This window comes from Thiorhodococcus drewsii AZ1, from assembly GCF_000224065.1.
Lineage (GTDB): Bacteria > Pseudomonadota > Gammaproteobacteria > Chromatiales > Chromatiaceae > Imhoffiella > Imhoffiella drewsii.
In genome coordinates, this window is sequence record NZ_AFWT01000051.1 from 1 (window position 1) to 25,515 (window position 25,515).

Sequence of the window (25,515 nt, forward strand, 5' to 3'; positions counted from 1 at the left end):
CCGTTGGCGAGCTGAGCGAGGAGATGATAAAGCAGTACCTGGAGCATCATTTTGAGCCAGACCCAGCGGCTGAATTTCGAGTGGAGCCCTAGACGCGTCGTTCAGTCGACGCGTATCCGGACTTTCAGTCCGTTACTCAAACCCACCGGCTTTTAGCCGGTGGTTGTTTAGCATCCGAGCGGAACTCGAGATCTTCGTCACGGTTTCGTCGATCCGGCGTCTGTTCCTCCTGTAGTAACCAGGTGCCTGGCCGATAGCTATGCTCATGAGGGTGATGGTGTTTAAAGATTTTGGCCGAGCAGCCGATACCCTGGATGGGTCAAAAACTATCATTTTCGGCTAGGTTATGGCCTTGAGCGGTCCGCTGTCAGATCACGAACGGGAGAAATGTCATGTCATTGGTTATCAACACTAACGTTGCGTCGCTAAACGCCCAGCGCAACATCGACAAATCAAAGGCTTCGCTCAGTCAGTCGATGGAGCGTTTGAGTAGCGGTATGCGGATCAACTCCGCGAAGGACGACGCCGCAGGTTCGGCGATCGTCAGTCGTCTTACCTCGCAGATCAAGGGTCTGGATCAGGCCGTGCGCAATGCCAACGACGGTATCTCGCTGGTGCAGACCGCCGAGGGTGCCTTGAGCGAGTCCACCAACATCCTGCAGCGCATGCGCGAGCTGGCCGTGCAGTCCGCCAATGGTACCTACACCAGCGGTAACCGCTCGACCCTTAACGCGGAGTCGAAGCAACTGGTCGAGGAGCTCAACCGGATCTCCTCAAGCACCAATTTTAACGGCTTGAATCTGCTGGATGGTTCGTCGCAAAAAGTGGATTTACAGATCGGTTCCGACACGAACCAGACCATTACGGTCAGCATCGGTGCGATGGATGCTTCGGCATTGGGTGTTGCGGATACCGCTGGCGTGGGATCGATTGGGCGGACGGGTACTGCCACCTTGGGGACTGGCGCGACATCGAGCTCAATTTCACAGGCACTCAATGGCCTGGCGTCAGGAACAGGTACAACCGACGCTCACGCTCTGGGCAGTGACGATCTGGTCATCAACGGTATCTCGATCAATGCAGCCGTGGGAGCCTCTGATACGGCATCGGCCTATGGTAAGTCCGCCAGTGCCATTTCGACAGCGGCTGCCATCAACGAGAAGAGCGATCAGACGGGCGTCACGGCGATCGTGGGTCAGACCCAGGTTGGTGGTGGCGCTATGGCAACCACTAGTGCGGCAGCAACTGGCATTCTGGAATTGAACGGTGTCAATATCACCCTCTCTGTCGGAGCGCTGGGAGGAAGTGCGACCGCTCAGGCGGATGCGGCGGCTAATCGCTCAAAGATTGTTGATGCGATTAACAAAGAGACGGCGAGAACCGGCGTGACCGCCGTCGATAGCGGCGATATGAACGGAGGTATTACGCTTGTTGCCGAGGATGGTCGTAACATCAGTATGTATATGGCCTCGGGCAGCTTGTCACAGGCAAATACAGGGCTTGGAATGAATAGTGGTGGTGTTTCTCTCACTACCGGAACGGTGACGCTTGTGTCAGAGAGTAGCAAGCCGATCGAGATCAGCTCTGGCGCGACTGGTAATGCGAGTGATGTTGGGTTTACCGAGGGAACCTATACCGGAACAGAGACTCAGGTCTCCTCAAACCTTGCCGACTCGTCAAACGCAATGACCGCTGGCAATGTCTTTGTCAACGGTGTATCGGTGGGGCCGTCCTATTCCACAGACGATACAGCATCGTCCGCGCTGAAGAGTGCCAGTGCCATCTCTAAGGCTGCAGCTTTCAATGCGGTCTCCGATAAGACCGGTGTGACCGCGACGGTCAATGCTAATACCGCCAGCAATACGGGTACCCAGGCCACTGCCTCGGCGACTGTTGGTGCAACCATTAATGGCGTAAGCATTGCTTCCTTCAAAACGGTTGCTGGAGACAATAGTGCTAACCGTGCGTCACTGGTGTCTGCGATCAATGCCATTGCCGAACAGACCGGGGTGCGGGCTATCGATACCGGTGAAGATGGCGATAATACCGGCGGAGGCGTTCAGCTGATCGCCGATGATGGACGTAACATTGACGTGGCGTTCACGAATGGGGTCAATGCCGGTTTCGATAACGGCGCCAAAACGTATATCGGCGAATTCACGCTTCACTCCGACAAGGAGATCGTCATTTCCCGTGGGACCGACACGAATCTCTCTAATTCCGGTTTGACTGTCGGTGAATATGGTGGCGGCGAGGACGGGCAGTCGATCGAGAGCATCGATATCTCGACCGTTGATGGGGCCACAAAGGCCATTACAGCCATCGACAATGCTCTCGAACAGGTCAACAACACCAGATCTGATCTGGGTGCGGTGAACAATCGTCTGGACTTCACCATCAACAACCTGTCGAGCATCTCGCAAAATGCCACAGCCTCGCGTTCCCGCATTCAGGACGCGGACTTCGCGGCCGAGACGGCCAATCTATCGCGGTCTCAGGTGCTGCAGCAGGCGAGTTCGGCGATGTTGGCCCAGGCCAACTCGGCGCCGCAGCAGGTCCTTTCGCTCCTGCGTTAAGGTGATATCTGAAGGCTGAAGGGCGTGTGGCCTCCGGTTGGAGGCCACGCAACTGAACCGGGAGGAGGAGCATGGGCAGCGATATTTACAGTGTGGCATCGGTTAGTCAAATACCGGCCGCATCGACGTCTTCGACATCTGGCGCGGCCCAGCGCCAAGGGCAAGAGGTCAAGGCCATGGATCGGGCCGCACAGGATATGCGTTCGGTCGATGACCGTACTCAAGCGGGCATGAAGGCTCAGGGTCAGACGGATACCTATGAGCAGGTGACCGATGCCGTGGAGCGTATCAATGAGATGATGCAGAACGGCAAGCAGTCACTGAAGTTTCAACTTGACGACGATTCCGGTCGCATGGTGATTCAGGTAATGGATGCGCAGACGGACGAAGTCATTCGCCAGATTCCCAGTGAAGAAACCTTGAAGTTTGCTGAGTATGTGGATGGTTTGGTTGGGTTGATCTTCAATAAAAAGGCCTAAAGCGGCCTAAACTACGGATTCACGATCCGTCATATTCAATCGCTTAGTCGACATTGCCGAGGCAGGGGATCGAGAGCCATGGCCAACAACATCATCAATACGCTCGGCATCGGATCTGGGATCGATATTCCCAACCTGGTCTCTAAACTCGTCGAGGCCGAGAAGGCTCCACAGCAGGAGCGGATCGATACGCGCACCGAGTCGCTCAAGGCCCAGATCTCTGGCTACGGTCAGTTGGCAAGCGCACTCGATACGCTCAAGACTTCGATCGATACCTTGAGCGATAACGATCTCTTCAATGCGCGCACGGTGGCAGTGCCAAGCTCTGATTCGATTACGGCTGAAACCCTCAGTCCTGGAGCTCAGACCGGGACTTATAGTCTCAAGGTTTTGCAAGTCGCGACCGCTCAATCTCTAGCGATGACTGCGGCGACTCAAAGCGACCGTGGTGCCGCCCTCGGCAAGTCCGGTACCATGAACATTCGTTTCGGTGAGTGGGGTTATACTGGTGCCGATAACGACATTCCGACGACCTTTTCCGTGAATGGCGATCGTGCGGCTCTGTCAATAGAGGTCGAGGAGACGGATTCGCTTGATGCCATCGCGGAGAAAATCAATAGCCAGGATGCGGGTGTTCAGGCGTCGGTGCTTCAGGTCGATGGCAAATTCCAACTGATGTTGAGTGCGCCTTCCGGCGACTCGAATGCGATGGAAATCACTGTCGATGATTCGAGCCTGGACGCGTTTGCATTCAATGATACGAACTACGCGAACGTCACCGAAACTCAGCAGGGTCAGGATGCGAGGCTGGAGGTCAACGGTTTGGAGGTGTCTCGTGAAAGCAATAAGATCGATGACGTGATTCAGGGTTTCACCTTTAATCTGGATAAGCCATCAACCGAAAGCATGACATTTTCGATCAGCGCGGATAAGAGTGCTGTCGAGGGGGCAATACGCGATTTCGTCGATGCCTATAACACGTTTCAAGACACGGTCCAGGGGCTTATGGGCTACACGCGTGATGAGGACGAAAATCTGGTGCGCGGAGACCTCGCAGGTGACAGTTCCGCGCGGATGATGGTTTCGCGATTGCGCCAGATGCTCGGCAGCGCTGTTCCGGGACTCGAAACCGGTTTTAACTCTGTCGCAAATGTTGGCATTCGCACTGAGCTTGATGGGACGCTGTCGATCAAGGATGCGGATTTATCTGGGGCGATAAGCAATAATTTCGCCTTGTTAGAATCGCTGTTCTCGACGACGTCCAGTACGACCAACACAGCGATCACGATCAATCAGGGAAGTTTCGCGTCAAAGGCGAACTCTGGAGATTATACGGCCGAAATCACACGTGACCCGACTCACGGCCAAGTCCTTGGTGGGGCGATTACTCATGACTTTTCTTCGGCGCTGGATACATCTGGTGGCGGTTATAGTTTCAAGATCAGTGTCGACGGTGCGCAATCGAATCTGATCGAGTTAACGGGTCAATATGACTCGGTCGAGGAACTGCGGGCGGATTTGCAGTCACGGATCAACGGCGATTCCAGACTCAAGGCGTCCTTCGCGGAGGTCGATGTCGTTTATGACTCGGATACCAATGCATTCAACTTCGTTTCGCGAGAGTATGGCTCGATTTCGAAGGTGGGTTTCTCCGATGTCGGCGCCAATATGGGAGCGCTTGGCATGACCTTGACGCCGGCCGAGGTGAAGGGTAAGGCTGTGAGCCAGGCTAATTTCGATGCGGCGACCGATGCCTTTACGACGAATTTGGACGCTTCTGGCGGTGACTATAGTTTCAAGATCAGTGTCGATGGCGTCGAATCCGATCTAGTGAAGCTGTCGGGATCTTATGCGACGGCGGATGATGTGCGTTTGGGATTGCAAGAGGCGCTCGATGAGGATACGGCGCTTTTGGAAGCGGGTGTTGGGGTGGATGTGAGCTATGATCCGAATACGAATCGCTTTTCCTTCGCTTCTCGCTCGACCGGTTCGGACTCCGCTGTGGATTTCACTGAAATCGGCGCCGATATCGGTAAATTGGGTATTGAAGACGTCCTCAGCGGTACAACGGGTGTCGATGTGGCCGGCACCATCGATGGCGTCGAGGGCTTCGGGGCAGGGAACGTGCTGCTACCTGATCTGGACTCGAAGGCCTATGGTCTCAATCTGACCGTCAAGGAAGGGGCGAAGGCGCAGGGCGCGTTCGAATTCAAGTTAGCGCGTGGTTTTGCGGGCGAATTGTCCAAGTTGATCGACGAGTTCACGGAGTCTTCGGGGCTGATCAAAATGCGCGAGGAAACCATCGAGACCCGGCTTAAGGATCTGGGCGAAGATCAGGATAAGCTCGACTCTCGCATGGAGAGAGTCAGTGCGCGCTTGACCGCGCAGTTCATCTCGATGGAAACCATCTTGGATTCGCTGAGTTCCACCGGCGGTCAGTTAGAGGGGTTGGTCGATCGTTTGCCTTTCACTGCAGGCGGTTGATAATTAAGGTTTTTATCCTTTTTTGGCGGAGTGTTGTACGTCGTTGCCAACAACAGATCGCATCCCGACTAAAAAAATCGCCGCTTCGGCGATTTTTTTATGTGCGCAAGCCTGATTCCGAGCTCAAGAATTCGCGTGCTTTGCCGTTACTTTAATCAAGACTGGTACATCACTGTGTTGAAAGGTGTTTTGGTACGGCTTCAACTCTGAGCCAACTCGCTGGACGACGAGGTTCTTTTCATGACAGACACAATCCCGAGCCTCAGGTCGATATCTTCCAAACGAGGGACGATCTCTTCCAAGCACCGGACTGAGTCTGATGGGGCCACCTGGATGGCGGATGATGAGCCGGTACTCGAATCGATCGGACGTTTTCCGCAGGATGATAGACACGTCTTGGAGTTTCGTTTGGATGAGGTGACGGGGCGTGTGCTGATCAGGGTAATGGATCGGGACCGTCAATCGCTTATCCGGCAAATTCGGTTTGATCAGGCGTTGAGTCTGCTGGCAGAGCGCTAGCGAAACTAACTGATCGGTTCCATCTGCTGTGATTTTTTCGAATAGGTCGGGTTCAATTCCTAGCCAAAGTTGTAAACCCTTATAGCCACTCGTCGGGAGTGATGAATATCATGTATGCGATGCGCAGAGAACTACAACAGTATCGTCAATCAGGTGCGTTGGCCGAGGCCACGGTTGCCGACCCTCACCGTCTGATTCAGATGCTATTCGAGGGAGCGCTGGAACGCATCGCGGTGGCGAAGGGTGCTATGGAGCAAGGTAATATCCAGCTCAAGGGCAACAAGCTGACTCAGGCGATTTCGATCATCGGTGGCTTGCGCTCTTCTTTGGATCTCAGTCAGGGCGGCGATCTTGCGGGTAATCTGGATGCGCTGTACGAATACATGACGCGGCGGTTGTTGCAGGCGAACATCCATAATGACACCGATGCATTGGATGAAGTCATTCGCTTGCTGCGCGAGATCAAATCTGCTTGGGATGGGATTCCCGATCGCCTGCGCCAGGCATCCTAAGGACGCTGGCTCCCCCCTATCGAAGCCCGTGCGCGTATGGCTTGCGTGCCGGGCTTTTCTTTTGAACCGCTCTTGCGGTGTGTCTTCGATCCTATCGTCGTGCCTGGGTCGCGAAATCCTCCATGAATGCGCAGAGCGACTCGACGGCGTCGAGCCGCATTGCGTTGTAGATGGAGGCCCGGATTCCCCCGAGCGAGCGATGTCCCTTCAGTCCGCTGAAGCCCATAACCCTGGCCTGATTCAGAAATGCCGTTTCCTGATCCGTTGACGGCAGTTCGAAGGCAACATTCATCAGCGAGCGGTTCTCGGGCCTCGCCCATCCCCGATAGAGATCGGAGTGTGAGTCGATGATGGCGTAAAGCGCATCGGCCTTGTGCTGGTTGATGGTAGCCATCCGTTCGAGTCCGCCAATGTCTTCGATCAGCCAGCGGGTGACGAGAAGCACGACATAGATGGCGAAGACGGGGGGGGTGTTGTAGATGGAGTGGGCTTTGATGTGTGCGCGGTAGTCGAGCACTGCCGGAATTCCGTCGGGGACCTGATCGAGAAGGTCGCGCCGGACGATGACGATCGTGACGCCGGCTGGACCCAGATTCTTCTGGGCATGGGCATAGATGAGGTCGAAGCGGTCGGGATCGAATGGACGCGACAGGAGGTCCGAAGACATGTCGCACACCCTCGGAACGTCTTCGCGTCCTGGGATTTCGTGGAACTGAATGCCTTCGACCGTCTCGTTCGAGACGTAGTGAAAATAAGCCGCATCGGCACGGTGGTGCAGTTCGGAGGCCGCCGGCAGGCGGCGAAAACCGGACGCCTCGCCATCCCAGAGCACGCTAACCTCGCCCTCCAATCGTGCCGGGGGGATGGATTGGCGGCTCCAGTAGCCGCTGTGAATATATTCGGCCGTCTTGCTCGAATCGCGCAGCAGCAGCATGGGGACCATGCTGAACTGGAGTGTGGCGCCGCCCTGGAGCAAGAGCAGGGCGTGGCTGTCCGGGAGCTGGAGGAGTTGGCGGATATTGCGCTCGACCTCCTCCACGACGGCGGCGAACCAGTCCGATCGATGGCTGATGCCGAGCACGGAGAGTCCGACCTCGGGTACCGAGCGGATGGCCTCCTGCGCCTCATTCAGCACGGACTCGGGCAGTACCCCTGGCCCGCCGGAGAAATTGAGCGCGTTGCTGAGTTCGCTCATCCGATGCCGCTCGGTTCCGGGGTTTCTTGCGCGCGCCGGGTGAGCAGGGCGTCGAAGGCATCGAAAATCTTGCGCATCGCGGGCTGCTTGTAGGGGTAGAGGTCGATGGGGTCCATCGCATGAACAACCATTGCCGGATCGACCTCGAAGATGAACAGGTTTCCGTCACGCAGCTCGGCGCAGTCGATACCGATATAGTCGAGCCCGACGGCGGCCTGGAGGGCGGTCAATGCTTCGCCATGTCTGAGCGCGAAATCCTGCTCGAAATTGGCCATGAACGCGGCTTCCTCTGCGCGTTTTTCCTCGCTGTCCTCCATTCCCGCATTGAGATAATGAATCATCCAGTTCTTGGAGCTAGCCATGTGGCAGGCGAAAGGCTGACCGTCGATCATGACGATTCGGTACTTGCGGTACAGGCCATCTTCACTTTGATAATCGATGAAGGGCGACAGGAAGACCTCTTGGTTGGGAAATGCCGCAAGGGCCGTCAGAAATTCGTCGTTGCTCTCGGTCTTGACGAGTCCTTGACCGGCATGGGAATCGACCGGGCGTAGGATCAGCGGGATGCTTTCCGGGCTGGAATCGGGGGGCGTGGGGAAAAAATGGCCCTGCGCGATGATCGTCTGGATCTGTCCCTGGTCGAGACGCCAGGTCGGTGGTGCCAGAACGCCAGGGATGTCGGAGAGAAACCGGTGAGCCAGATCTCTGGCCGTTCGAAGGATCGCTTGCGGTGGATTGATCACCGGCTTGGGCCAATCGGTCAGGCGTGGCTGCCAGGCGTCGAGAAGTGGACGGTTGGTGTCTGATTCGCCGATGGCGACGAAGAGCAAATCGTGATCGGGCAGTTGGCTGGGGGAGAAGTCCTCGGCGTTGGCTTCCTCGGCGGTTGCGTAATGAAGTGTCAGGCCGATATCCGAGTCTTCAAGCAGGCATTCGAGCGGCACATTGGCCATGAGTTCGCCCGGTGCCACGATTCCGAGCAGATTCAAGCGTGCTGGACGGGAGGATTGAACCTGGTATTGGCGGTCGATTTTGAGCGCCTCTCGCTGAAGCTCCATGGCGAGATCATGTTGTCCGCGAAACTGCATCAGGATCGCGGCGTCCATGAGTGCGGCGCTATCGTTGGAGTCGCTGTTGGCGCGCTGAATCAGGGCTTGACCGAGGGATGAGAGATCGGCGCCGGACAGGCTTTGGCGTAGGAGCGGGGCGAGACCAAGTAGGGTTTGCATGAGAGGAGGGAGGCATCGGCAGACTGACGTTAGGAGATTGTCTGTCCCATGTGGGCTGGTCGCAAGTGCGTGATGCCGGCGATCGATCTTCGGTTGCCGTCGATCACAGGTTTCAGCAGGCTGTCAAGATGTTGGCGAGAGACGTTGCTGCTGTGTCGTTTCCGCTTTATCTTTTTGTTTTGTAGTTATTTTTATTTTTGGCGCGTCGATTGCATCCGATTGGCAGCATCATGATTTCGGGGGCAAACCGTGAATACCATCAGCCAAGTCGATCCGCCGCGTCTTACCCTCGTCTCCTCGGCGGCGCAGCCGGTGCATCCGCCGACTGAGGCCATCGATACCGTGCGGTTTTTGCAGGCGATGACCGTGTCGCTCGATTTGGACGAGGTCTTGGAGACACTCAACGATTTTCTGCGTGAGTTAGTCGACCATAGCGGATGGGAATATCGTCATGCCGAATATGGTTGCGAGTTCAGTGGCGGAACGCCGGATCGTCATCGTCTGGAATATGACCTGACCCTAAACGGACAGGAGATGGGGATCCTCAAGCTGATGCGTGGCCGGCGTTTCTCCGAAACGGATCAGATGCGTATCGAGAGCCTGCTGGGTCTGGCGGCTCAGTCATTGCGCAATGCGCTGCGCTTTTTCGAGACCGCTCAGCAGTTGGAGCGCGATCCCCTGACCGGTTTGGGCAATCGGCGCGCGTTTAACATGCAGGGGGGGCAGTGGTTGGCCGATAGCGTGCGCCACCGTCATCCGATTGCGCTCCTGGTGATGGATCTGGATCGGTTCAAGGGCGTCAACGACACCTATGGCCACCCGGTTGGCGATCAGCTACTCCGCGCGGTTGCGGACACCCTGACCTCAGTGACCCGGACTGCGGATCTCTGCGTGCGGATGGGCGGTGATGAGTTCGCGGTTCTTCTGCCTGGGACGGATCTGTCTGCCGCCATGGAATGTGCAGAGCGGATTCGGCAGGCGCTCGTTCAGAAATCTGTCGTGACCCCGACGGGCGAGACCGTAACCGGCCGTGTCAGCATCGGTGTTGCCGCGCATCGTGCTGGGATGGATTTGGATCAGCTCTATCTGCAGGCGGACGATGCGCTCTACGCCGCCAAGCGGGCCGGAAGCAACCGTGTGTTGGCGGGCGTCGGGCATCTCGATGGCCCGCGCAGTGAACCGCTTGGCATATTCAGTTAGCTCAATAGCCTTAGACTCATTACGATAGTCCCACGGCTGCTTCGGTAATGTCGAAGCGCTCCCGGATCAAGCGCCGTCAAGGCGCTTTTTGTTTTTCAGATCCACTTGGAAGACGTATGTCATGAGTAAGGTTCGATTGAGTGTGAAGCTGCTGATCGGCTTCCTGTCGGTGGCAATGATCGTCCTGATCGTTGGGCTGTTCGGTATTAAGGGCGAGATGGAAATGAATACGCATCTCGATACGATTAGCCAGGAAAGTCTCCCCGCCATAACCCAGCTGAATCGTCTGAATTTCGAGCGCCTTCAGATCCGCGCCCAGACCTATGAGGTCAAGGCGTTGCCGATTTGGTCGCCGGAACTCGGCAAGGAGTTGGAGCAGTTGGCGCGCCAGCGCGAGGCATCCTGGCGCAATATCGAGGACTCGCTCGCCAAATACGAGGTGTTGCCGCACAACAAGGTGGAGCGCACCGTCTATGAAGCCTTCCTGGCCGAGTACAAGATCTGGCGCGCCAGCTACGAAAAGTTGGATAGCTTGGTGGACCGCATGAGCCAGACATCGGGGGCCGATGAGTATGCGCCTCTGTTTTCCGAGTACTCCAAGATCATAGAGGATACCTTTCTGCTTTCGGATCGGGTCGGCGTGCTGATCGAGTCCATGGTTGCGCTCAAGAACCAGGGGGCGACCGCCCAGCTTGCAGCATCCCACAAGGCAGGTTCGACCCTGATGATGATCAATGGCATCGGGATTCTGGTGGGGTTGATACTGTCCGGCGGGCTGGGCGTATTCATCACCCGCGATACGCTGCGTCAGCTCGGCGATGAGCCCGCGCGCGTGGTCGAAGTCGTGAACCGCATCGCGGGTGGTGACCTGGCCTCCGAGATCAAGGTGCGTCGCGGCGACGAGACCAGTCTGCTGGCGGCCATTTCACGCATGGCCTCCGATGTCAAAAATCTGTTGGGCGAGGTGTCGTCGGCCAGCGATCAGGTTGCGACGGCGGCTACCCAGCTTGCCTCGACCAGCGAGCAGACCCGCGAGCAGGTCCAGGTTGGACAGTCCGAGACCGATCAGGTGGCGACAGCGATGAACGAGATGTTGGCCGCCGTCGAGGAGGTTGCGCGACACGCGGCCTCGGCGGCCAGCGCCGCTCAGGATACAGATCGAGAAACCGAGGCGGGTGGCGTAGTGGTCAACCAGGCCATCGCGGGGATCGAATCCCTGGCCATGGAGGTCGAGGAGGCGGGCAAGGTGATCGAGCGTCTATCCGATGACAGTAAGGAGATCGGCGCAGTGTTGGATGTCATTCGCGGCGTTGCTGAGCAGACGAACCTGCTGGCGTTGAATGCCGCCATCGAGGCCGCTCGCGCTGGCGAGCAGGGCCGCGGATTCGCCGTAGTTGCGGCCGAGGTTCGCACCCTGGCCAGCCGGACGCAGTCCTCGATCCAGGACATCCAAGGCAAGATCGAGCGGGTTCAGAATGGTTCCATGGGTGCCGTGCGTGTGATGGAAAAGGGGCAGGCGATGGCGCGCGAGAGCGTCGATCAGGCACAGAAGGCCGGCGTGACGCTGCAGACTATCAGCGCGTCGATCACCAGCATCAGCGACATGAATCGCCAGATCGCCAGCGCCGCCGACGAACAGACAGCGGTCGCCGAGGAGATCAACCGAAATATTCACAACATCTCGGCGACGGTCGATCAGACCTCGGAGGGATCTGAGCAGATCGCGGCGTCGAGCGATCAGCTCTCCCGACTGTCTATGCAACTTCAGGAGCGTGTCGATCGATTCAAGATCTAAGACGATCCCGCGTTCGATGAATCGTACGAGGTGCGTTGAGGTGTCGGTATTCTGGCGCCCTATTCAAAACGCGAGCATGCAGAAGGCCGCCTCAGCGCGTTTGATCGAATGTGAAACGCTGGATCAGCTCTTGGAGAATCTGCGGCTCGATCGGCTTGGCGATGTGCGCGTCGAGCCCAGCCTCTAGGCACTGCATGCGATCGCGCTCCAGTGCGTTGGCAGACATGGCGATGATCGGCGTGCTGCCAACGCCTTCCTCCTTGGCCTTGAGTGCCTGCGCGGTTTCGAGTCCGTCCATTCCTGGCATCTGCATCGAGATCAGGATCAGGTCGAATTCCAGCGGCGCGAAACGTTCGATGGCGCTGGGACCGTCTTCGACGCACGTCACCGTGTGGCCCCACTGGTCGAGCAGGCTTTCGGCGAGCTTGCGGTCGAGCGCCTTGTTTTCGGCAAGCAGGATCCGGAGTCGCTGTCGCTGTTCCAGGAGGTCATGGCGCGTGAGGAGCTGGGATGTCGGCGCGCCATCGCTGGGTTCCAGTAGACGGCTCAATACCCCTCGAATCTGGTCGGGGGGCGTCGGTTTGGTGAGGAAGGCGGCGATGTTCAGCTCACGGCAACGTTGCGCGTCGCCTCGGCCCGCGTCGGACGCGATCATAACGATCTTGGTGCGTCCGATCAGGTCCTTGCTTGAGAGCTGCTGGATCAGCGCATAGCCATTCATTCCGGGCAGGGAGGCGTCGGTCAGCATCACATCGAATGGTCTGGAGGTTTCGACCGCCTCGTGGATATGCTGGAGCGCCTGCTGGGCGTCGACCGCCTCCTGAGTCGCCAATCCCCATTGATGCAGCCAATAGCCGAGCGTTCGACGGGTGAGTGCGTGATCCTCGACGATGAGTGCGCGTCTGTCCCGCCAGATCTGCCGAATGCGCTTGTGGATCTCTGGCGATTTCGTGCGCGGTAGACTCAGGGCGATGAAAAAGGTCGTCGATCGTTCTGGTTGGGCGTCCAGCCAGAGGCGTCCGCCCAAGTGTTCGATCAGTCGTCCCGCCATGGCGAGGCGAAACCCGGTGCCAGCAGGGGGCTTCGTTCGAGCGTCTGGCGTCGCCGAGTCGAGCGCGTCGATTAGTTGACGCAGGTCGTTGGCCGGAATCTTGATGCCATCGCTGAAGATCGCGAGCTGGATCTCGTCGTTCTCGGTGCCCGGATTGGTGCGGTAGCGCATCTGAATCCGGATCTCACCGCTGTCAGTGAGGTCGATCGCGGTTGAGACGAGGCGCGTCAACACCTGGCGGATCCGTCCAGGATCCCCAAGATGGTATTGCGGCAGGTCCTCGGGCACATCCTCGACGAAGGCGAGACCCCTGTCCTTCGCCCGTATGGCCAGTGGTTTGAGTGCCTCGGCGATCATGATGGGCAGATTGAAGGGGATCGACTGGATGTGTACTTCGCCGGCATCGATGCGCGAACATTCCGTCAGGTCGTCGATGACCCGAATCAGGGTTTCTCCGGCCGACTTGATCCGCTCGATGCGGCCGCGTTGGATCGCGTTCAGGTCGGAGTCGAGAGTCAGCGCGGTCATTTCCAGGATGGCCGAGAGTGGCGATTGGATCTGGTCGGTCAAGCCCGAGACGAACAGGTTTCTGCCACGATTGGCGGCCTCGGCCAAGTCTCGTGCCTGGCGCAGGGCGTATTCGGTGAGCTTGGTTTCGGTGACGTCCATGCAGATACCCGCTATGCGCAACGGCTCGCCCGCTGGTGAGCGGATGAGTGTCGCCTGACCACGCAGATGACGGATTTGCGAGTCCGGGCGCGTCGAGCGGAACGTTATTTCCCCGGTCTCCGCAGCCGCCTTGACGAGGCGATCCAGTGTGTCCTGCACGCCTTCGACATCGGCCGGATGGATGCGTTTTTGCCAATCGGCGAAGGTTCCGCCGAAGGTATCGTCGGTGATGCCGAACAGTTGGCGCATCCTCCCATCCCAGTGGAGCTGCCCCGACGCCAGGTCCCATTCCCAAATCCCGATCCCGGCCGCTTCGCGTGCCAGTTCCAGGCGTTGGGTTTGGCGACGCATCTGGGTCCTATAGAGACAGGCATTGGCGGCATTGCCGAGCTTGCGGGCTAGCGCGACGAAGGCATGCTGCATCCGGTTCGACATCTGACCGGAGCGACGTCCCTTGAAGAACAGGAGGATGCCGAATCCTGGCAGACGAAAGGCATGGACGATGCAATCGTCATGGAGCGAGGCCAACGGCAGTTCGTTCGGCTGTTGCGATAGGGTTTCGTAGAGGCTTGTGGTCGACCAGTGCTTCCAGAATGCGTCGTAGCAGGGAGTGCGCGGAAGCGTCTGGGGAACGGTGCAGACGATCGGGTCGGGCGTTGTCCCCACATCCAGGCCCTGTTGCTGGACCTGTAGAATGGCGCCGCCGCTGCCGTCGAGCAGACGCTGGAGATCGACCAGGAAGCGTTGCAGCATGGGCTCCAGTTCGGTGCTGTCACCGATGGCGAGCGATAGCTCGAACAGAAGCTCGGTTTCGGACGGTACACTCATGGGTGGTCGTCGCTCGTGTCGCGGGGGTTCGTTGAGGCCGATCCGGGGATGCGATGTCTTCAGGCCCGCTTGGGATCAGTTGGTCAGTAGCGAGCCGACTGGCGTCGGTCACTATAATCAACATCGACCTGGCAAGAAAGCCACAGCGAGTGGGGTGGCTGGGGCCATTTTGTGTGAGGACACAGCCTCTGAGCGAGGGATGAGGGGAACTCCTCGGCGAACTCGCCGAGGAGTGAGAGGGGGAGGGTCACCAGCCGCCAGTGATCCAATGAGCTGGTAGCTGGTAGCCACGAAGCGGCGTTTGCCTCAGTTCGGCGCGGGCATCTCCGTCGGTGCCGTTTCCGCTGGCGTCGGGTACGGCGTCGTCTCGGCATGGGGACTGGGCTCCGATGCGGCGTCTTCTGCGGTGTCTCGCGGGTTCTCAGGCGTGCGCTGCGTGGTCGCCGTCTCAGCCTGGGCAGGGGGCGGCGCCGGCACCTGAGCTTCGTCGGTCGTGACCTCTTGTTCGGGCGCGCTTTGCGGCTTGTCCGCCTCGGTCGCCGTTTCCGCCTGCTCCGCCTTGGCCGGCGTCACCAGTAGCGAATCGACCTTCAGGTCCAGCAACCCTTCGAGATCGTATTTGGACAGCTTGAAGTAGTAGGGGCGGTCGGTATCCTTCAGCACATAGTCCTCGCTCTCCTTGGCCTGTGAGATGCGGTAGGTCCGTGACTTTCCATCGTCCAGGTCGATCTTGAGGACGAGCTTTGGCGTCTGCTGGTCATAGGCCGGATCCTCTTTCGTGCCCAGCACCCCTCGGTAGGCGAGGTTGGCGACCTTCATGGCGAGCTGCGAGGCGGCGTCCTGGTCGACCGCCGAGTCGCGTCCTTCCAGCGTCCAGTCGTCCTTGTCCTTGATCAGCGTCCAGTCGCTCACGCCGATCTTGGCGATCTTGGTTCCATCGATCTGCAACTGGTCCCGGGCGAGCCAGTCGTCGCGCCGATTGGAGATGTCGGAGATCGCGAGCGGCAATTCGTAGACGGCCGGATCCTCGGCCGGGCGTCCGAACAGTCGCCGGAATCCGCCCGACTCGCCGAATACCAGTGTCGTCAGCGGACCATTTTTGCCGCGCAGTACCACACGGCGCTCAAAGTCGCTATCGGCTACCTTGAAGCGCTTGCGTGCCTCCTCGCTGGTTGCGATCGGCAGCGGGCGCTTGATCTCGGCGAGCTGGGTCAGCAGTCGGTCCACCTTGGCCCCGTCTGCGGGGAAATCGGCGAGATCCGAGAGGACCCAACGCCCCTCTGGGGTGCGGCTGAGCGTCAGGCTCTCCGCATCCTTGTCCCCGGCGATGGCGACCTGCTCGACCTGATCGGGCTTGAAGTCGGCCAGGGGTGTCCGGGGCGCGACGGCGGTCATGTGCGACTCGCTCAGCGAGACGCCGAGCGCGAGCAGGAGTTGCACCCCGAGCAGGGCGATCAGGGCGATCACCACAGGGGCGCGCAGATCCGGGCGCCAGCCCGTTTCCGTCTTGATCGAGTGCGATGGGCTTTGTGCCATGTTCGACTCCGTCAGCTTCTGTTCCCTCATGTCCGTGCCTCCCCGTTGCCGAGGATGGCCGCATAGGCCGATTCACGCCGATTGCGGGCGCGACGATGGATCCAATAGACGAGCGCGAGTCCCGCCAAGGCCAGCAGATAGTTGAGCGATTCCCAGAAGAGTCGCGCCTGCTGACCGATGGGGTCGAGCATGCGGCTGAACTGGCCGCGTCCGCGCAGATTGAGAAGCCCGCGATCCTCCAGCGACCAGTCGACCGCGTTCTGGATCAACTCGACCGGCTTGAGGTAGCGGGTCTGGGTCGCCTCGTTGGCCAGACTGATGGCGGTGTCGGATAGGAAGCTCGACGAGCCGATCAGGATCAGTCGGGCCGAATCGGGCGAGGATTCCACGACACCCGAGATCACCGGCGGTGTCTTGTCCGTGTCGGCATCCTGGGCCTTTTCGGTGTCGTCTTTCTTGGCCGTTTCCTCTTTCGGCAGCAGCGGCGAGGGTTTGCCGGCGAAGGGTGACTGGAAGCGTCCCTCGATCGAGACCGCCAGCAGTTTGCGTCCAGTGTCATCGCCATGCTTGAAGCCGATATCGCCATAGGTGTCGAAGTCGGGCTGTATGTTCTCCGAGTCGCTGGTCCAGGCGTCATCCGAACTGCGGATCAGCTCGACCAGATGACGGCCGGCGTTCTTCTCGCGATCGATCTGAATCGGCGAACTCCAGTTCATGGTGATCTGACCCAGATTGGAGGTGATCCCCGAGTTCTGCGCCAGTCCGTCGCTGCGGACGTCCGGGAAGTAGGGGTAATCCAGGGTTTGGATCTCCTGCACCACGAAACCGCTGACATTGCGTTTCACCGGGATGGGGAAGGGGGTGTTCTGCGGATCCAGAACCAAACTATCGCCCAATGTCACGCCCTGCTGTTTCAGCCAGTCCTCCAGTCCGGTCGGGGTCTTGTGCGCGTCGATGGCGCCGCCCGAGAGGTCGACCTCGAAGCTTGAGGCGGCCAGGATGACGGTTCCGCCCTGCATCAGGAACTGATCGATCGCGAACTGCTGTTTCTCGTCCAGGTTCTCCGGGGCCAGCACCATCAGCAGATCGGCGTTCTCGGGCACCTGACCGGATTCGAGATCGGTCTCCTGAACCTGGAAGTTCTCCTGCAGGGTCTGTTGCAGCAGGCTGTAATCACCGCCGCTCGGTGCGCCATAGGGATTGGGCGCGCTCTGCGGCTCATAGAGCGCCAGCGTGCGCAAGACGCCGGGCGCGAAGCGCTTGATACCGGCCTCGATGGCGCGGCTCAGGCCCGCGCGGTCGAGCGACTCGGGCAGCGGGATGGGGAAGCTCTGATCGCCCGATTGCAGGACCATGTAGAAATAGAAGGGCTTGGGGTCAAGCAGACTGACCATCAGTGGCTCGAAGCCGTACTCCTCGCGGATCTGCTTGGCGACGGTGCCGTCCCCGGCGGTCGGATCCTTGAAGTCGAAGCTGAAGCGTCCGGACGAGCGCTCGGCCAGATCGCTCAGGACCGATTTCAGATCCTTCTGCAAGGCGGGCAGCGGCTCGGGCAGGCTGTCTGGCGCCGAGATGAAGCCGGTGAAATGCAGCGGCTTGGTCAGGCTGGAGAAGAGGTCGCCGCCGCCACGGTAGCCGTAGAGCACCTTTTTGATGGTGCGGGTCAGATCGTATTCTGGGTTGCGCAGCCGGACGTCGAGATCCGTTTCGCTGCGCACCTTGAGGTCGATCAGATCCTGGAAGTTGAGCGTTTCGTACTGATCGCCATACTTGACCAGGATATCGAAATAGGAGTTGACCACGGCAGCCTGGTACTTATTGGCGGTCTGGAAGGCCACCGGGTGGATGCCGTACAGCTCGCCCGCCTCGCGTTCCAGCTCGGGCGATTGCTGGGGATCGACGATCTCGACCCGGACCTTGCCCTTACCGGCGATCTCGTACTCCTTGAGCAGATCGCGCAATTGCGGAATCAGCGGAGCCAGCAGCGGATGGGTCTCGGCGCTGAAATAGCCGCGGATCAGCAGCGGTTCCTGGAGCTGGTCGAGATAGGTGCGGGTGGCCTCCGAGAGTGTGTAGAGACGCCCTTGGGTGAGATCGGCGCGCGCCTGGGTGACACCCTGGAGCCAGAAATTGGCGGCTATCAGGTTGGCGACGGCCAGTCCGGTGACCAGCATCCAGCGATGATGATGGCGTGGGTTGGCCTGGGGCTCGGCCCAGCGCAGACGCTCCAGGCTGTAGATGGTCAGGGCCAGGAAGGCGCCGACCAGGCTGAGATAGTAGTAAAGATCGCGCAGATCGATTACGCCGCGGGTGATGGACTCGAAGCGCGATCCACTGCCGATCAGACGCAGGATTTCGCCGCCGCTGTGTCCGAGCAGGCTGGTCAGCGCCGGTGATCCGATCAGATAGAAGAGGGCGCACACCAAGGCGCTGCCGATGAGTGCGACGATAGGGTTGTCGGTGCGCGATGAGACGAAGAGTCCGATCGCGAGATAGGCCGCCGCCAGCAGCAGTGTGGCCAGATAGGCGCCGACGACCGGGCCCCAATCGAGCGGTCCGAGCAGCGAGACCGTGACCGGCAACGGCAGTGTCAGGGCTAGTGCGACCGCGACAAGTCCGAGCGCAGCGAGGAATTTGCCGAGCACCAGCTTGGGCGCGGAGACCGGTAGGGTCAGCAGGTTTTCGATGGTGCCGGATCGGCGCTCCTCGCTCCAGAGTCGCATGGTGAGTGCGGCGCAGAGGAAGACCAGCAGGATCGGCATCCACTCGAACAGCGGACGTGCGTCGGCGATGTTGCGCGCGAAGAAGGCGTCGACCCAGAAGAAGACGAAGAGACAGACCGCCAGAAAGGTCCCGATAAAGATGTAGGCCACTGGGGAGCCGAAGAAGGCCGCCAGCTCGCGGCGAGCGATGCGCAGGATCTCAGCCATTGGCCACCTCCATTTGCTCCAAGGTCACGGCGCCGAAAAGCGCCTCCAGGTTCTGATGCTCCTGCTCCAGTCCGTAGAGCGACCAGCCGTGCTCGCCGACGGTCTTGGCGACCAAGGGTGCGGCCGCGCGCGGATCCGCAGTCTCCAGCACGAAGCGATGCAGTCCGTCCTGTCGGTCGAGCAGGTCGACGCTGGTGATGGTGTCCAGATCGGACAGGGCCGGTTGGACCGCGTCCGGCCCCTGATCCAGCGTCACCATCAAGCGTGGCATGCGTCCGATGGCGTCCAGCTGGCTGTCGAGCGCCAGTTGTCCGCCGCGCATGATGAGGACGCGTCCGCAGACGGCCTCGACCTCCTGGAGGATGTGGGTGGAGATGATGAGTGTGGCGTCGCTTGCCAGTTCGCGTACCAGCGCGCGCATGTGCTGGATCTGCGAGGGGTCGAGTCCGTTGGTGGGCTCGTCTAGGATGAGGATGCCGGGCTCGTGCAGGATCGCCTGTGCGACGCCGACGCGCTGGCGATAGCCGCGCGAGAGCGTGCCGATGGCGGCAGTCGCTTTGGGGCCGAGCTCGGTGCGCTCGACCGCGCGCCGGATGGCCGTCGGGCGCTGGCGGGGCGCGAGACCCTGGAGCGACGCCTGGTAGTCCAGGTAGTCGAGCACTGTCATCTCGGGATAGAGGGGGCAGTTTTCCGGCAGATAGCCGATGCGTCGCTGGGCCTCGCGCCGCTGATCGGCGATGTCCAGCCCGTCGATCCGGATGCTTCCGGCGCTGGGTTCCAGATAGCCGGTGAGCATCTTCATGATGGTGGTCTTGCCGGCCCCGTTGTGGCCGAGCAGACCGACGATCTCGCCGCGATCGATATCGAACGAGACCTCTTGGACCGCCTTGAGCGCGCCGTAATGGCGACTGAGCCCGCGAACCTCGATCATGGGGTTATTCCTGTTCATTCGTTCGCATGTGGTTTTGTCGGATGTTGGAGGAAGGAGCTGCTACCGGCTTCCGGCTCTGTCTCTTGACCTGATCGGTGGCGAACCGAACGGGTCGTGCACCATGAAACGTCGTTCCGCAACGCGGTGAGCGGCTCATTGGCGGCCGACAGCTGGCCTTGGGTTCGTTTTTTTCGGGTTTTGGTGGCTTGAGCTTGGGCACCGAATTTCAACCAAGGCCGGTCGAGGGTGCAAGAGGGCGCCACGGACGAGGCGCGCGGAGGGGCATCCGTTTTCGCTAGAAAAGGCTTGCGTATCAAGGTCTAACCCGGAATCTTATGATTCTTTCCGCTTGGTTAAACTTTGGTAAGACGCTGTTTTGAAGGCGTGTCTGCTGCCTTGTTGACCTTCGCCTCGGCGGCATCCCCGGATTGCGCTCACGCCCCATCCGGGCTATGGCTGTCGCCTGGGTGGAGCGGAGCGAAACCCAGGGTGCCCGGCTGGAATCCAGCCGGGCGGACCGGTGGGGTCAGTCCAATTCGACCAGGATGCGTCCGTGGGCCTGGCCGTCGAGCAGACGCTCGAAGGTCTTGGGCAGATCCGCCAGTCCGACGGTTTCGGTCAGGAGCGACTCCAGATCGCGAGGGCGCCAGTCGCTGGCCAGGTGCTGCCAAATCTCGCGACGCACCGGGTAGGGCACATCGACCGAGTTGCAGCCGAACAGCCCGATGCCGCGCAGGATGAAGGGCATGACACTGGTGTTGAGTTCGATGCCGCCCGCGAGTCCGATGGCGGCGATGTTGCCGCCGGGGGCGATGGTGCGGGTGATCTGGGCCAGCATCTCGCCGCCAACGCTGTCGACCGCGCCACCCCACTGTGCCTTTTCGAGCGGTCGCTTGGCCTCGGAGAGGGCATCGCGACCAATGACGTTGCTGGCGCCGAGCCCGCTCAACCAGCTGGCGAACTGGGGCTTGCCCGAGATGGCGACCACCTCGAAACCGAGTCGCGCGAAGAGTGCGATGGCGATGGAGCCGACGCCCCCGCTGGCCCCGTTGATCAGGATCGGTCCCATGTCGGGGTGCTGACCGTTGAGCAGCATGCGATGGGCGGCGAGCCCGGCGGTGAAGCCGGCGGTGCCGAAGATCATGGCCGAGCGCGCGTCCAATCCCTCTGGCATGGGGACCAGCCAGTCTCCGGGGACGCACAGATAGCGGGCGTAGCCGCCGTCGTGATCGAAGCTCAGGCCCCAGCCGGTGGCGATGACCGCATCACCCGCATCGTAAGCGGGATGCTGTGAGGACAGGACTTCGCCGGCCGCATCGATGCCGCCGATCAGCGGGAAGGTGCGCAGAATTTTGCCGCGCCCGGTTCCGGCGAGTGCATCCTTGTAATTGACGCTCGAATGGGTGACTTGGATCAGCACCTCGCCGTCGCCCGGCTCCGGGCGGGGCTGAGATTCAAGACCGGCGCGGTGTCCATTCTCGTCATGATAGATGCGAAAGGCTTGGTCGTGCTTCATTGGATGTCCTCCAGGGGAATGAGACCGATCCGGCCGCGCCATTCGGCCGGTCCGGTCTGGTGTACGGATTCGCCACGGCTGTCGACCGCGACTGTGACCGGCATGTCCTCGATCTCGAACTCACGGATGGCCTCCATGCCCAGTTCCTCGAAGGCGATCAATTTGGAGCTCTTGATCGCCTTGGCGACCAGATAGGCGGCGCCGCCGACCGCCATCAGATAGACGGCGCCGTGACGTTTGATCGCCTCGATCGCGGCCGGGCCGCGTTCGGCCTTGCCGACCATGCCGATCAGGCCGGTTTGGCTGAGCATCTGCTCGGTGAACTTGTCCATGCGGGTCGAGGTGGTGGGGCCGGCGGGTCCGACCACTTCGTCGCGGACCGGATCGACCGGGCCGACGTAATAGATGAAGCGGTTGGTGAGATCGACCCCATCGGGTAGCGATTCGCCACGATTCAGAAGATCGGTGATTCGCTTGTGAGCGGCGTCGCGACCGGTGAGGATCTTGCCGGAAAGCAGCAGCCGATCGCCCGGTTTCCAGGTCGCGATCTCTTCGCGGGTGACGCAGTCGAGGTCGACGCGGCGCGCGCCTTCACCCGCCTCCCAGGCGATCTCGGGCCAGTCGTCGAGGCTCGGTGGCTCCAGCACCGCCGGTCCGGATCCGTCGAGGGTGAACTCGATATGCCGGGTTGCGGCACAGTTGGGGATCATCGCGACCGGAAGCGATGCGGCGTGGGTCGGGTAGCCGAGGATCTTGACGTCCAACACCGTGGTGAGTCCGCCGAGCCCCTGGGCGCCGATACCGAGCGCGTTGACCTTTTCGAACAGCTCCAGTCGCAGTTCTTCGATGGGGTTTGACGGGCCGCGCGCCTTGAGTTCGTGGATGTCGATCGCGTCCATCAGCGACTCCTTGGCGAGCAGCATCGCCTTTTCGGCGGAGCCGCCGATGCCGATGCCGAGCATGCCGGGTGGACACCAGCCGGCCCCCATGGTCGGGACCGTCTTGAGCACCCAGTCGACCAGGCTGTCGCTCGGGTTGAGAACCGCGAACTTGGATTTGTTCTCCGAGCCGCCCCCCTTGGCGGCCAGGCGTACCTCGATCTTGTCGCCTGGAACCAGTTCCACATGGAGGATCGCGGGGGTGTTGTCGCCCGTATTCTTTCGCGCGCCGATCGGTGGGGACACCATGGAGGCGCGCAGCACATTGTCCGGATGCAGATAGGCGCGGCGCACGCCCTCGTCGACCATCGCCTGGAGGCTCATGTCGGTCTCCCAACGCACGTCCATGCCCACCTTCAGGAAGGCCACCACCATGCCCGTGTCCTGGCAGATGGGGCGACGGCCCTCGGCGCACATCCTGGAGTTGATGAGGATCTGGGCCATGGCGTCTTTAGCGGCCGGGGATTCCTCCGCCGCGTAGGCCTCGGCCAGGGATTGGATGTAGTCGCGGGGGTGGTAGTAGGAGATGAACTGCAGTGCGTCGGTGACGCTTTGGATGAAATCGTTTGCGCGGATGATGCTCATGGTCTCTGTCGAGTGATTCTGCCTGTCGAGCGATGCTCGTTTGGTTGATGGAGATAAACCGCGAGGGGGCTCGTGGTGGCGCCTGTGTCGGGTTTGCGGGCAGTATATCCGTGGTGCTGCGCGGGATTCGACGACCGTAGGCAGAAACGGGCAGCACAGACGAAGTCTGTTGAGAGCGATAGGGCACGATAGTCGCTGTCGCTCGGCTGCGAGTTGGCTAGCTGGGGCCAAATGTCTCTGGATCCAATGGGGCTTTTGGAGGGGGCGTGAGTCCGTCCCGAAAGAAAAATGAAAAAAGTGCTTGCCATACCTGAAAGGCATCCGTAATATAGCGGGCTCTGAACGACGACAGGCGCGTAGCTCAGTTGGTTAGAGCACCACCTTGACATGGTGGGGGTCGTTGGTTCGAGTCCAATCGCGCCTACCAACACCGGCTGTCAGCCTTCAGCGATCAGCTTTCAGCGAGAGACCCTGGCTGAAAACCGAACGCTGAAGGCTGGCGGCTTTTTTATTGCCCGTCAAGTCAGTTTCTGTCACGTCAGGGCCGTGCTGAGAAAAAATCACGTGATCCCTCGTATCGATCACCACTGAAATCAGGATTATAGATGCCTCTGATTACCCTCCCCGATGGCTCCCAGCGCCAGTTCGATCAATCTGTTTCCGTTCGCGATGTCGCGGCCTCGATTGGGTCCGGTCTCGCCAAGGCGGCACTCGCCGGGCGTGTGAATGGGACTCTGGTCGACACCTCTTATGTCATCGAGTGCGACGCAGAACTCGCGATCGTGACCAGCAAGGACGAGGACACTGCGCTGGAGCTGCTGCGGCACGATGCCGCTCACGTCATGGCCCAGGCGGTGCAGGAACTCTATCCTGGCACCCAGGTGACGATCGGGCCGGCGATCGAGAACGGTTTCTACTATGACTTCGCCCGCGACGAGCCCTTCACTCCAGATGATTTGGAGTCCATCGAGACGCGCATGCGCGAGATCGTCAAGCGCGATCTGCCGATCGTGCGCGAGGTCTGGGATCGCGAGGAGGCCAAGCGCGCCTTTGGCGAGCTTGGCGAGGCCTACAAGGTCGAGATCATCGAGGACATCATCCCTGAGGGCGAAGAGGTCTCCATCTATCGTCAGGGTGACTGGTTCGACGTTTGTCGCGGCCCCCATCTGCCGAGCACCGGCAAGCTTGGGAACGGCTTCAAGCTGACCAAGGTGGCCGGCGCCTACTGGCGCGGCGACTCCAGCAATGCCATGTTGCAGCGCATCTATGGCACCGCCTGGCGTGACAAGAAGGAACTCAAGGCCTATCTCCAGCGTTTGGAGGAGGCCGAGAAGCGAGATCACCGCAAGCTCGGCAAGCAACTCGATCTCTTCCATTTCCAGGACGAGGCGCCCGGCATGGCCTTCTGGCACGCCAAGGGTCGCGTCATCTATCGTCTGGCCGAGGACTACATGCGCGAGAAGCTCGCGGAGTACGGCTACGAAGAGGTCGAGACTCCGCAGGTGCTTGATCGGTCGCTGTGGGAGCGCTCGGGTCATTGGGAGAAGTTCGCCGACGGCATGTTCACGACGCAGCTCGACGATCGTGATTACGCGATCAAGCCGATGAACTGTCCCGGCCACATCCAGCTCTACAATCAGGGTCTCAAGAGTTATCGCGATCTGCCGCTGCGTCTCGCCGAGTTCGGCGTGGTGCACCGCAACGAGCCCTCCGGCACGCTGCACGGTCTGATGCGCGCACGTCGCTTCACCCAGGACGATGCGCACGTCTTCTGCACCGAGGAGCAGCTCCAGTCCGAGGTCGCAACCCTGATCGACATGGTGTTCGAGACCTATCGAGATTTCGGCTTCACCGATATCGACCTGGCCCTATCGCTGCGTCCCGAGAAGCGGGTCGGCGCCGATGAGCTGTGGGATAAGGCGGAGGCCGCGCTCGAGCAGTCGCTGACGAGCAAGGGTCTGGCATTCAAAGTGCAGCCGGGCGAGGGCGCCTTCTATGGCCCCAAGATCGAGTTCACGCTGCACGACAGCATTGGGCGTGCTTGGCAGTGCGGTACTATCCAGGTCGATTTCTCCATGCCCGGACGGCTTGGCGCCTACTACATTGCCGAGGACAACAGCAAGCAGACTCCGGTCATGATCCACCGTGCGGTGCTGGGGTCGGTCGAGCGTTTCATCGGTATTTTGATCGAGCACTATGCCGGTCTTTTCCCCGTCTGGTTGGCGCCGGTTCAGGTTGTGGTGCTCAATATCACCGATCGCCAGTCGGACTATGTCAAGGAAGTCGCTAAGGTATTGCGTGGCAAAGGCTTCCGCGTCGAAACCGACTTGAGAAACGAGAAGATCGGCTTTAAAATCCGCGAGCACACCCTGCAGAGGGTGCCCTACTTACTCGTGGTGGGGGATCGGGAAGTCGAAACCCGCTCGTTGTCCGTTCGCGATCGTCAGGGCCAGGATCTCGGCTCGTTCGAGTTCGATGCATTCATTGAACGTCTGAGCGAAGAGGTCGCGAACCGAACTCACTAAAGCGCACGGCTTCGCGA

General features: G+C 60.1%; 16 protein-coding genes, 1 tRNA gene and 1 pseudogene. 10 read left to right on the forward strand and 8 right to left on the reverse strand.

The window, feature by feature from the left end; all coding sequences use genetic code 11:
* The 6 genes and pseudogenes from THIDRDRAFT_RS27380 to fliS form a co-directional block, all read left to right on the forward strand.
* Positions 1-92, forward strand: a pseudogene (locus THIDRDRAFT_RS27380) (IS200/IS605 family transposase); the annotation flags it as partial.
* A gap of 300 nt (positions 93-392) precedes the next feature.
* On the forward strand, positions 393-2,576 hold the full coding sequence (locus tag THIDRDRAFT_RS20985; protein WP_007042935.1) for a flagellin N-terminal helical domain-containing protein: 2,184 nt from the start codon (positions 393-395) through the stop codon (positions 2,574-2,576).
* Between the two features lie 71 nt (positions 2,577-2,647).
* A complete protein-coding gene (locus THIDRDRAFT_RS20990; RefSeq protein WP_007042936.1) occupies positions 2,648-3,055 on the forward strand; it encodes a flagellar protein FlaG in 408 nt (135 codons plus the stop codon).
* A 78-nt stretch (positions 3,056-3,133) separates the two neighbouring features.
* Positions 3,134-5,539 carry a flagellar filament capping protein FliD gene (gene fliD / locus THIDRDRAFT_RS20995; RefSeq protein ID WP_007042937.1) on the forward strand — a complete coding sequence of 802 codons (2,406 nt, stop codon included), beginning with the start codon at positions 3,134-3,136 and terminating at the stop codon, positions 5,537-5,539.
* A gap of 333 nt (positions 5,540-5,872) precedes the next feature.
* Complete coding sequence (locus tag THIDRDRAFT_RS27385) at positions 5,873-6,058, forward strand: flagellar protein FlaG (protein ID WP_040845692.1); 186 nt, start codon at positions 5,873-5,875, stop codon at positions 6,056-6,058.
* A gap of 110 nt (positions 6,059-6,168) precedes the next feature.
* Positions 6,169-6,570 (forward strand): flagellar export chaperone FliS, encoded by a 402-nt coding sequence (gene fliS / locus THIDRDRAFT_RS21005; protein ID WP_007042939.1) that lies wholly within the window; start codon positions 6,169-6,171, stop codon positions 6,568-6,570.
* A 91-nt stretch (positions 6,571-6,661) separates the two neighbouring features.
* Here fliS and THIDRDRAFT_RS21010 read toward each other — a convergent pair whose 3' ends face one another.
* Together THIDRDRAFT_RS21010 and THIDRDRAFT_RS21015 are read right to left on the reverse strand one after the other, a co-directional pair.
* Entirely contained in the window at positions 6,662-7,765 is a 1,104-nt protein-coding gene (locus tag THIDRDRAFT_RS21010) for a phosphoserine transaminase (RefSeq protein ID WP_007042940.1), read from the reverse strand.
* Positions 7,762-8,994, reverse strand: coding sequence for an ATP-grasp domain-containing protein (locus THIDRDRAFT_RS21015; protein WP_007042941.1), 1,233 nt, complete (start codon positions 8,992-8,994; stop codon positions 7,762-7,764). The genes THIDRDRAFT_RS21010 and THIDRDRAFT_RS21015 overlap by 4 nt, the downstream gene beginning before the upstream one ends.
* A gap of 249 nt (positions 8,995-9,243) precedes the next feature.
* On the opposite strand from THIDRDRAFT_RS21015, the gene THIDRDRAFT_RS21020 reads away from it, so the two are divergent.
* Both THIDRDRAFT_RS21020 and THIDRDRAFT_RS21025 read left to right on the forward strand, forming a co-directional pair.
* On the forward strand, positions 9,244-10,194 hold the full coding sequence (locus THIDRDRAFT_RS21020; RefSeq protein ID WP_007042942.1) for a GGDEF domain-containing protein: 951 nt from the start codon (positions 9,244-9,246) through the stop codon (positions 10,192-10,194).
* Positions 10,195-10,315: 121 nt separating this feature from the next.
* Positions 10,316-11,989: a HAMP domain-containing methyl-accepting chemotaxis protein gene (locus THIDRDRAFT_RS21025; protein WP_007042943.1), complete on the forward strand. Its 1,674-nt coding sequence runs from the start codon at positions 10,316-10,318 to the stop codon at positions 11,987-11,989.
* 91 nt (positions 11,990-12,080) lie between these two features.
* Here THIDRDRAFT_RS21025 and THIDRDRAFT_RS21030 read toward each other — a convergent pair whose 3' ends face one another.
* The 6 genes from THIDRDRAFT_RS21030 to THIDRDRAFT_RS21055 form a co-directional block, all read right to left on the reverse strand.
* A complete protein-coding gene (locus tag THIDRDRAFT_RS21030; protein ID WP_007042944.1) occupies positions 12,081-14,537 on the reverse strand; it encodes a response regulator in 2,457 nt (818 codons plus the stop codon).
* A 306-nt stretch (positions 14,538-14,843) separates the two neighbouring features.
* A complete protein-coding gene (locus THIDRDRAFT_RS21035) occupies positions 14,844-16,073 on the reverse strand; it encodes a DUF4340 domain-containing protein (protein ID WP_159105438.1) in 1,230 nt (409 codons plus the stop codon).
* Between the two features lie 26 nt (positions 16,074-16,099).
* The gene (locus tag THIDRDRAFT_RS21040) at positions 16,100-19,003 is read right to left on the reverse strand and encodes a Gldg family protein (RefSeq protein ID WP_007042946.1); all 2,904 of its coding nucleotides are present in this window, start codon (positions 19,001-19,003) and stop codon (positions 16,100-16,102) included.
* Entirely contained in the window at positions 18,996-19,934 is a 939-nt protein-coding gene (locus THIDRDRAFT_RS21045) for an ABC transporter ATP-binding protein (protein ID WP_007042947.1), read from the reverse strand. Before THIDRDRAFT_RS21045 ends, THIDRDRAFT_RS21040 begins: the two co-directional genes overlap by 8 nt.
* Before the next feature lie 526 nt (positions 19,935-20,460).
* The gene (locus THIDRDRAFT_RS21050) at positions 20,461-21,450 is read right to left on the reverse strand and encodes a YhdH/YhfP family quinone oxidoreductase (protein WP_007042948.1); all 990 of its coding nucleotides are present in this window, start codon (positions 21,448-21,450) and stop codon (positions 20,461-20,463) included.
* Positions 21,447-22,973, reverse strand: coding sequence for a fumarate hydratase (locus tag THIDRDRAFT_RS21055; protein ID WP_007042949.1), 1,527 nt, complete (start codon positions 22,971-22,973; stop codon positions 21,447-21,449). The genes THIDRDRAFT_RS21050 and THIDRDRAFT_RS21055 overlap by 4 nt, the downstream gene beginning before the upstream one ends.
* 350 nt (positions 22,974-23,323) lie before the next feature.
* Here THIDRDRAFT_RS21055 and THIDRDRAFT_RS21060 point away from each other — a divergent pair.
* Positions 23,324-23,400 (forward strand) — tRNA-Val (locus tag THIDRDRAFT_RS21060).
* A 178-nt stretch (positions 23,401-23,578) separates the two neighbouring features.
* Positions 23,579-25,498, forward strand: coding sequence for a threonine--tRNA ligase (gene thrS, locus THIDRDRAFT_RS21065; protein ID WP_007042950.1), 1,920 nt, complete (start codon positions 23,579-23,581; stop codon positions 25,496-25,498).
* Positions 25,499-25,515: the final 17 nt, after the last annotated feature.

Bases quoted from the DNA above. Each gene is read 5' to 3' on its own strand.
- THIDRDRAFT_RS27385 (WP_040845692.1), top strand. From the start codon at position 5,873: ATGGCGGATGATGAGCCGGTACTCGAATCGATCGGACGTTTTCCGCAG.
- fliS (WP_007042939.1), top strand. From the start codon at position 6,169: ATGTATGCGATGCGCAGAGAACTACAACAGTATCGTCAATCAGGTGCG.
- THIDRDRAFT_RS20985 (WP_007042935.1), top strand. From the start codon at position 393: ATGTCATTGGTTATCAACACTAACGTTGCGTCGCTAAACGCCCAGCGC.
- THIDRDRAFT_RS21025 (WP_007042943.1), top strand. From the start codon at position 10,316: ATGAGTAAGGTTCGATTGAGTGTGAAGCTGCTGATCGGCTTCCTGTCG.
- thrS (WP_007042950.1), top strand. From the start codon at position 23,579: ATGCCTCTGATTACCCTCCCCGATGGCTCCCAGCGCCAGTTCGATCAA.
- THIDRDRAFT_RS21045 (WP_007042947.1), bottom strand. From the start codon at position 19,934: ATGATCGAGGTTCGCGGGCTCAGTCGCCATTACGGCGCGCTCAAGGCG.
- THIDRDRAFT_RS21015 (WP_007042941.1), bottom strand. From the start codon at position 8,994: ATGCAAACCCTACTTGGTCTCGCCCCGCTCCTACGCCAAAGCCTGTCC.
- THIDRDRAFT_RS21030 (WP_007042944.1), bottom strand. From the start codon at position 14,537: ATGAGTGTACCGTCCGAAACCGAGCTTCTGTTCGAGCTATCGCTCGCC.
- THIDRDRAFT_RS21040 (WP_007042946.1), bottom strand. From the start codon at position 19,003: ATGGCTGAGATCCTGCGCATCGCTCGCCGCGAGCTGGCGGCCTTCTTC.
- THIDRDRAFT_RS21010 (WP_007042940.1), bottom strand. From the start codon at position 7,765: ATGAGCGAACTCAGCAACGCGCTCAATTTCTCCGGCGGGCCAGGGGTA.
- THIDRDRAFT_RS21055 (WP_007042949.1), bottom strand. From the start codon at position 22,973: ATGAGCATCATCCGCGCAAACGATTTCATCCAAAGCGTCACCGACGCA.
- fliD (WP_007042937.1), top strand. From the start codon at position 3,134: ATGGCCAACAACATCATCAATACGCTCGGCATCGGATCTGGGATCGAT.
- THIDRDRAFT_RS20990 (WP_007042936.1), top strand. From the start codon at position 2,648: ATGGGCAGCGATATTTACAGTGTGGCATCGGTTAGTCAAATACCGGCC.
- THIDRDRAFT_RS21050 (WP_007042948.1), bottom strand. From the start codon at position 21,450: ATGAAGCACGACCAAGCCTTTCGCATCTATCATGACGAGAATGGACAC.
- THIDRDRAFT_RS21035 (WP_159105438.1), bottom strand. From the start codon at position 16,073: ATGGCACAAAGCCCATCGCACTCGATCAAGACGGAAACGGGCTGGCGC.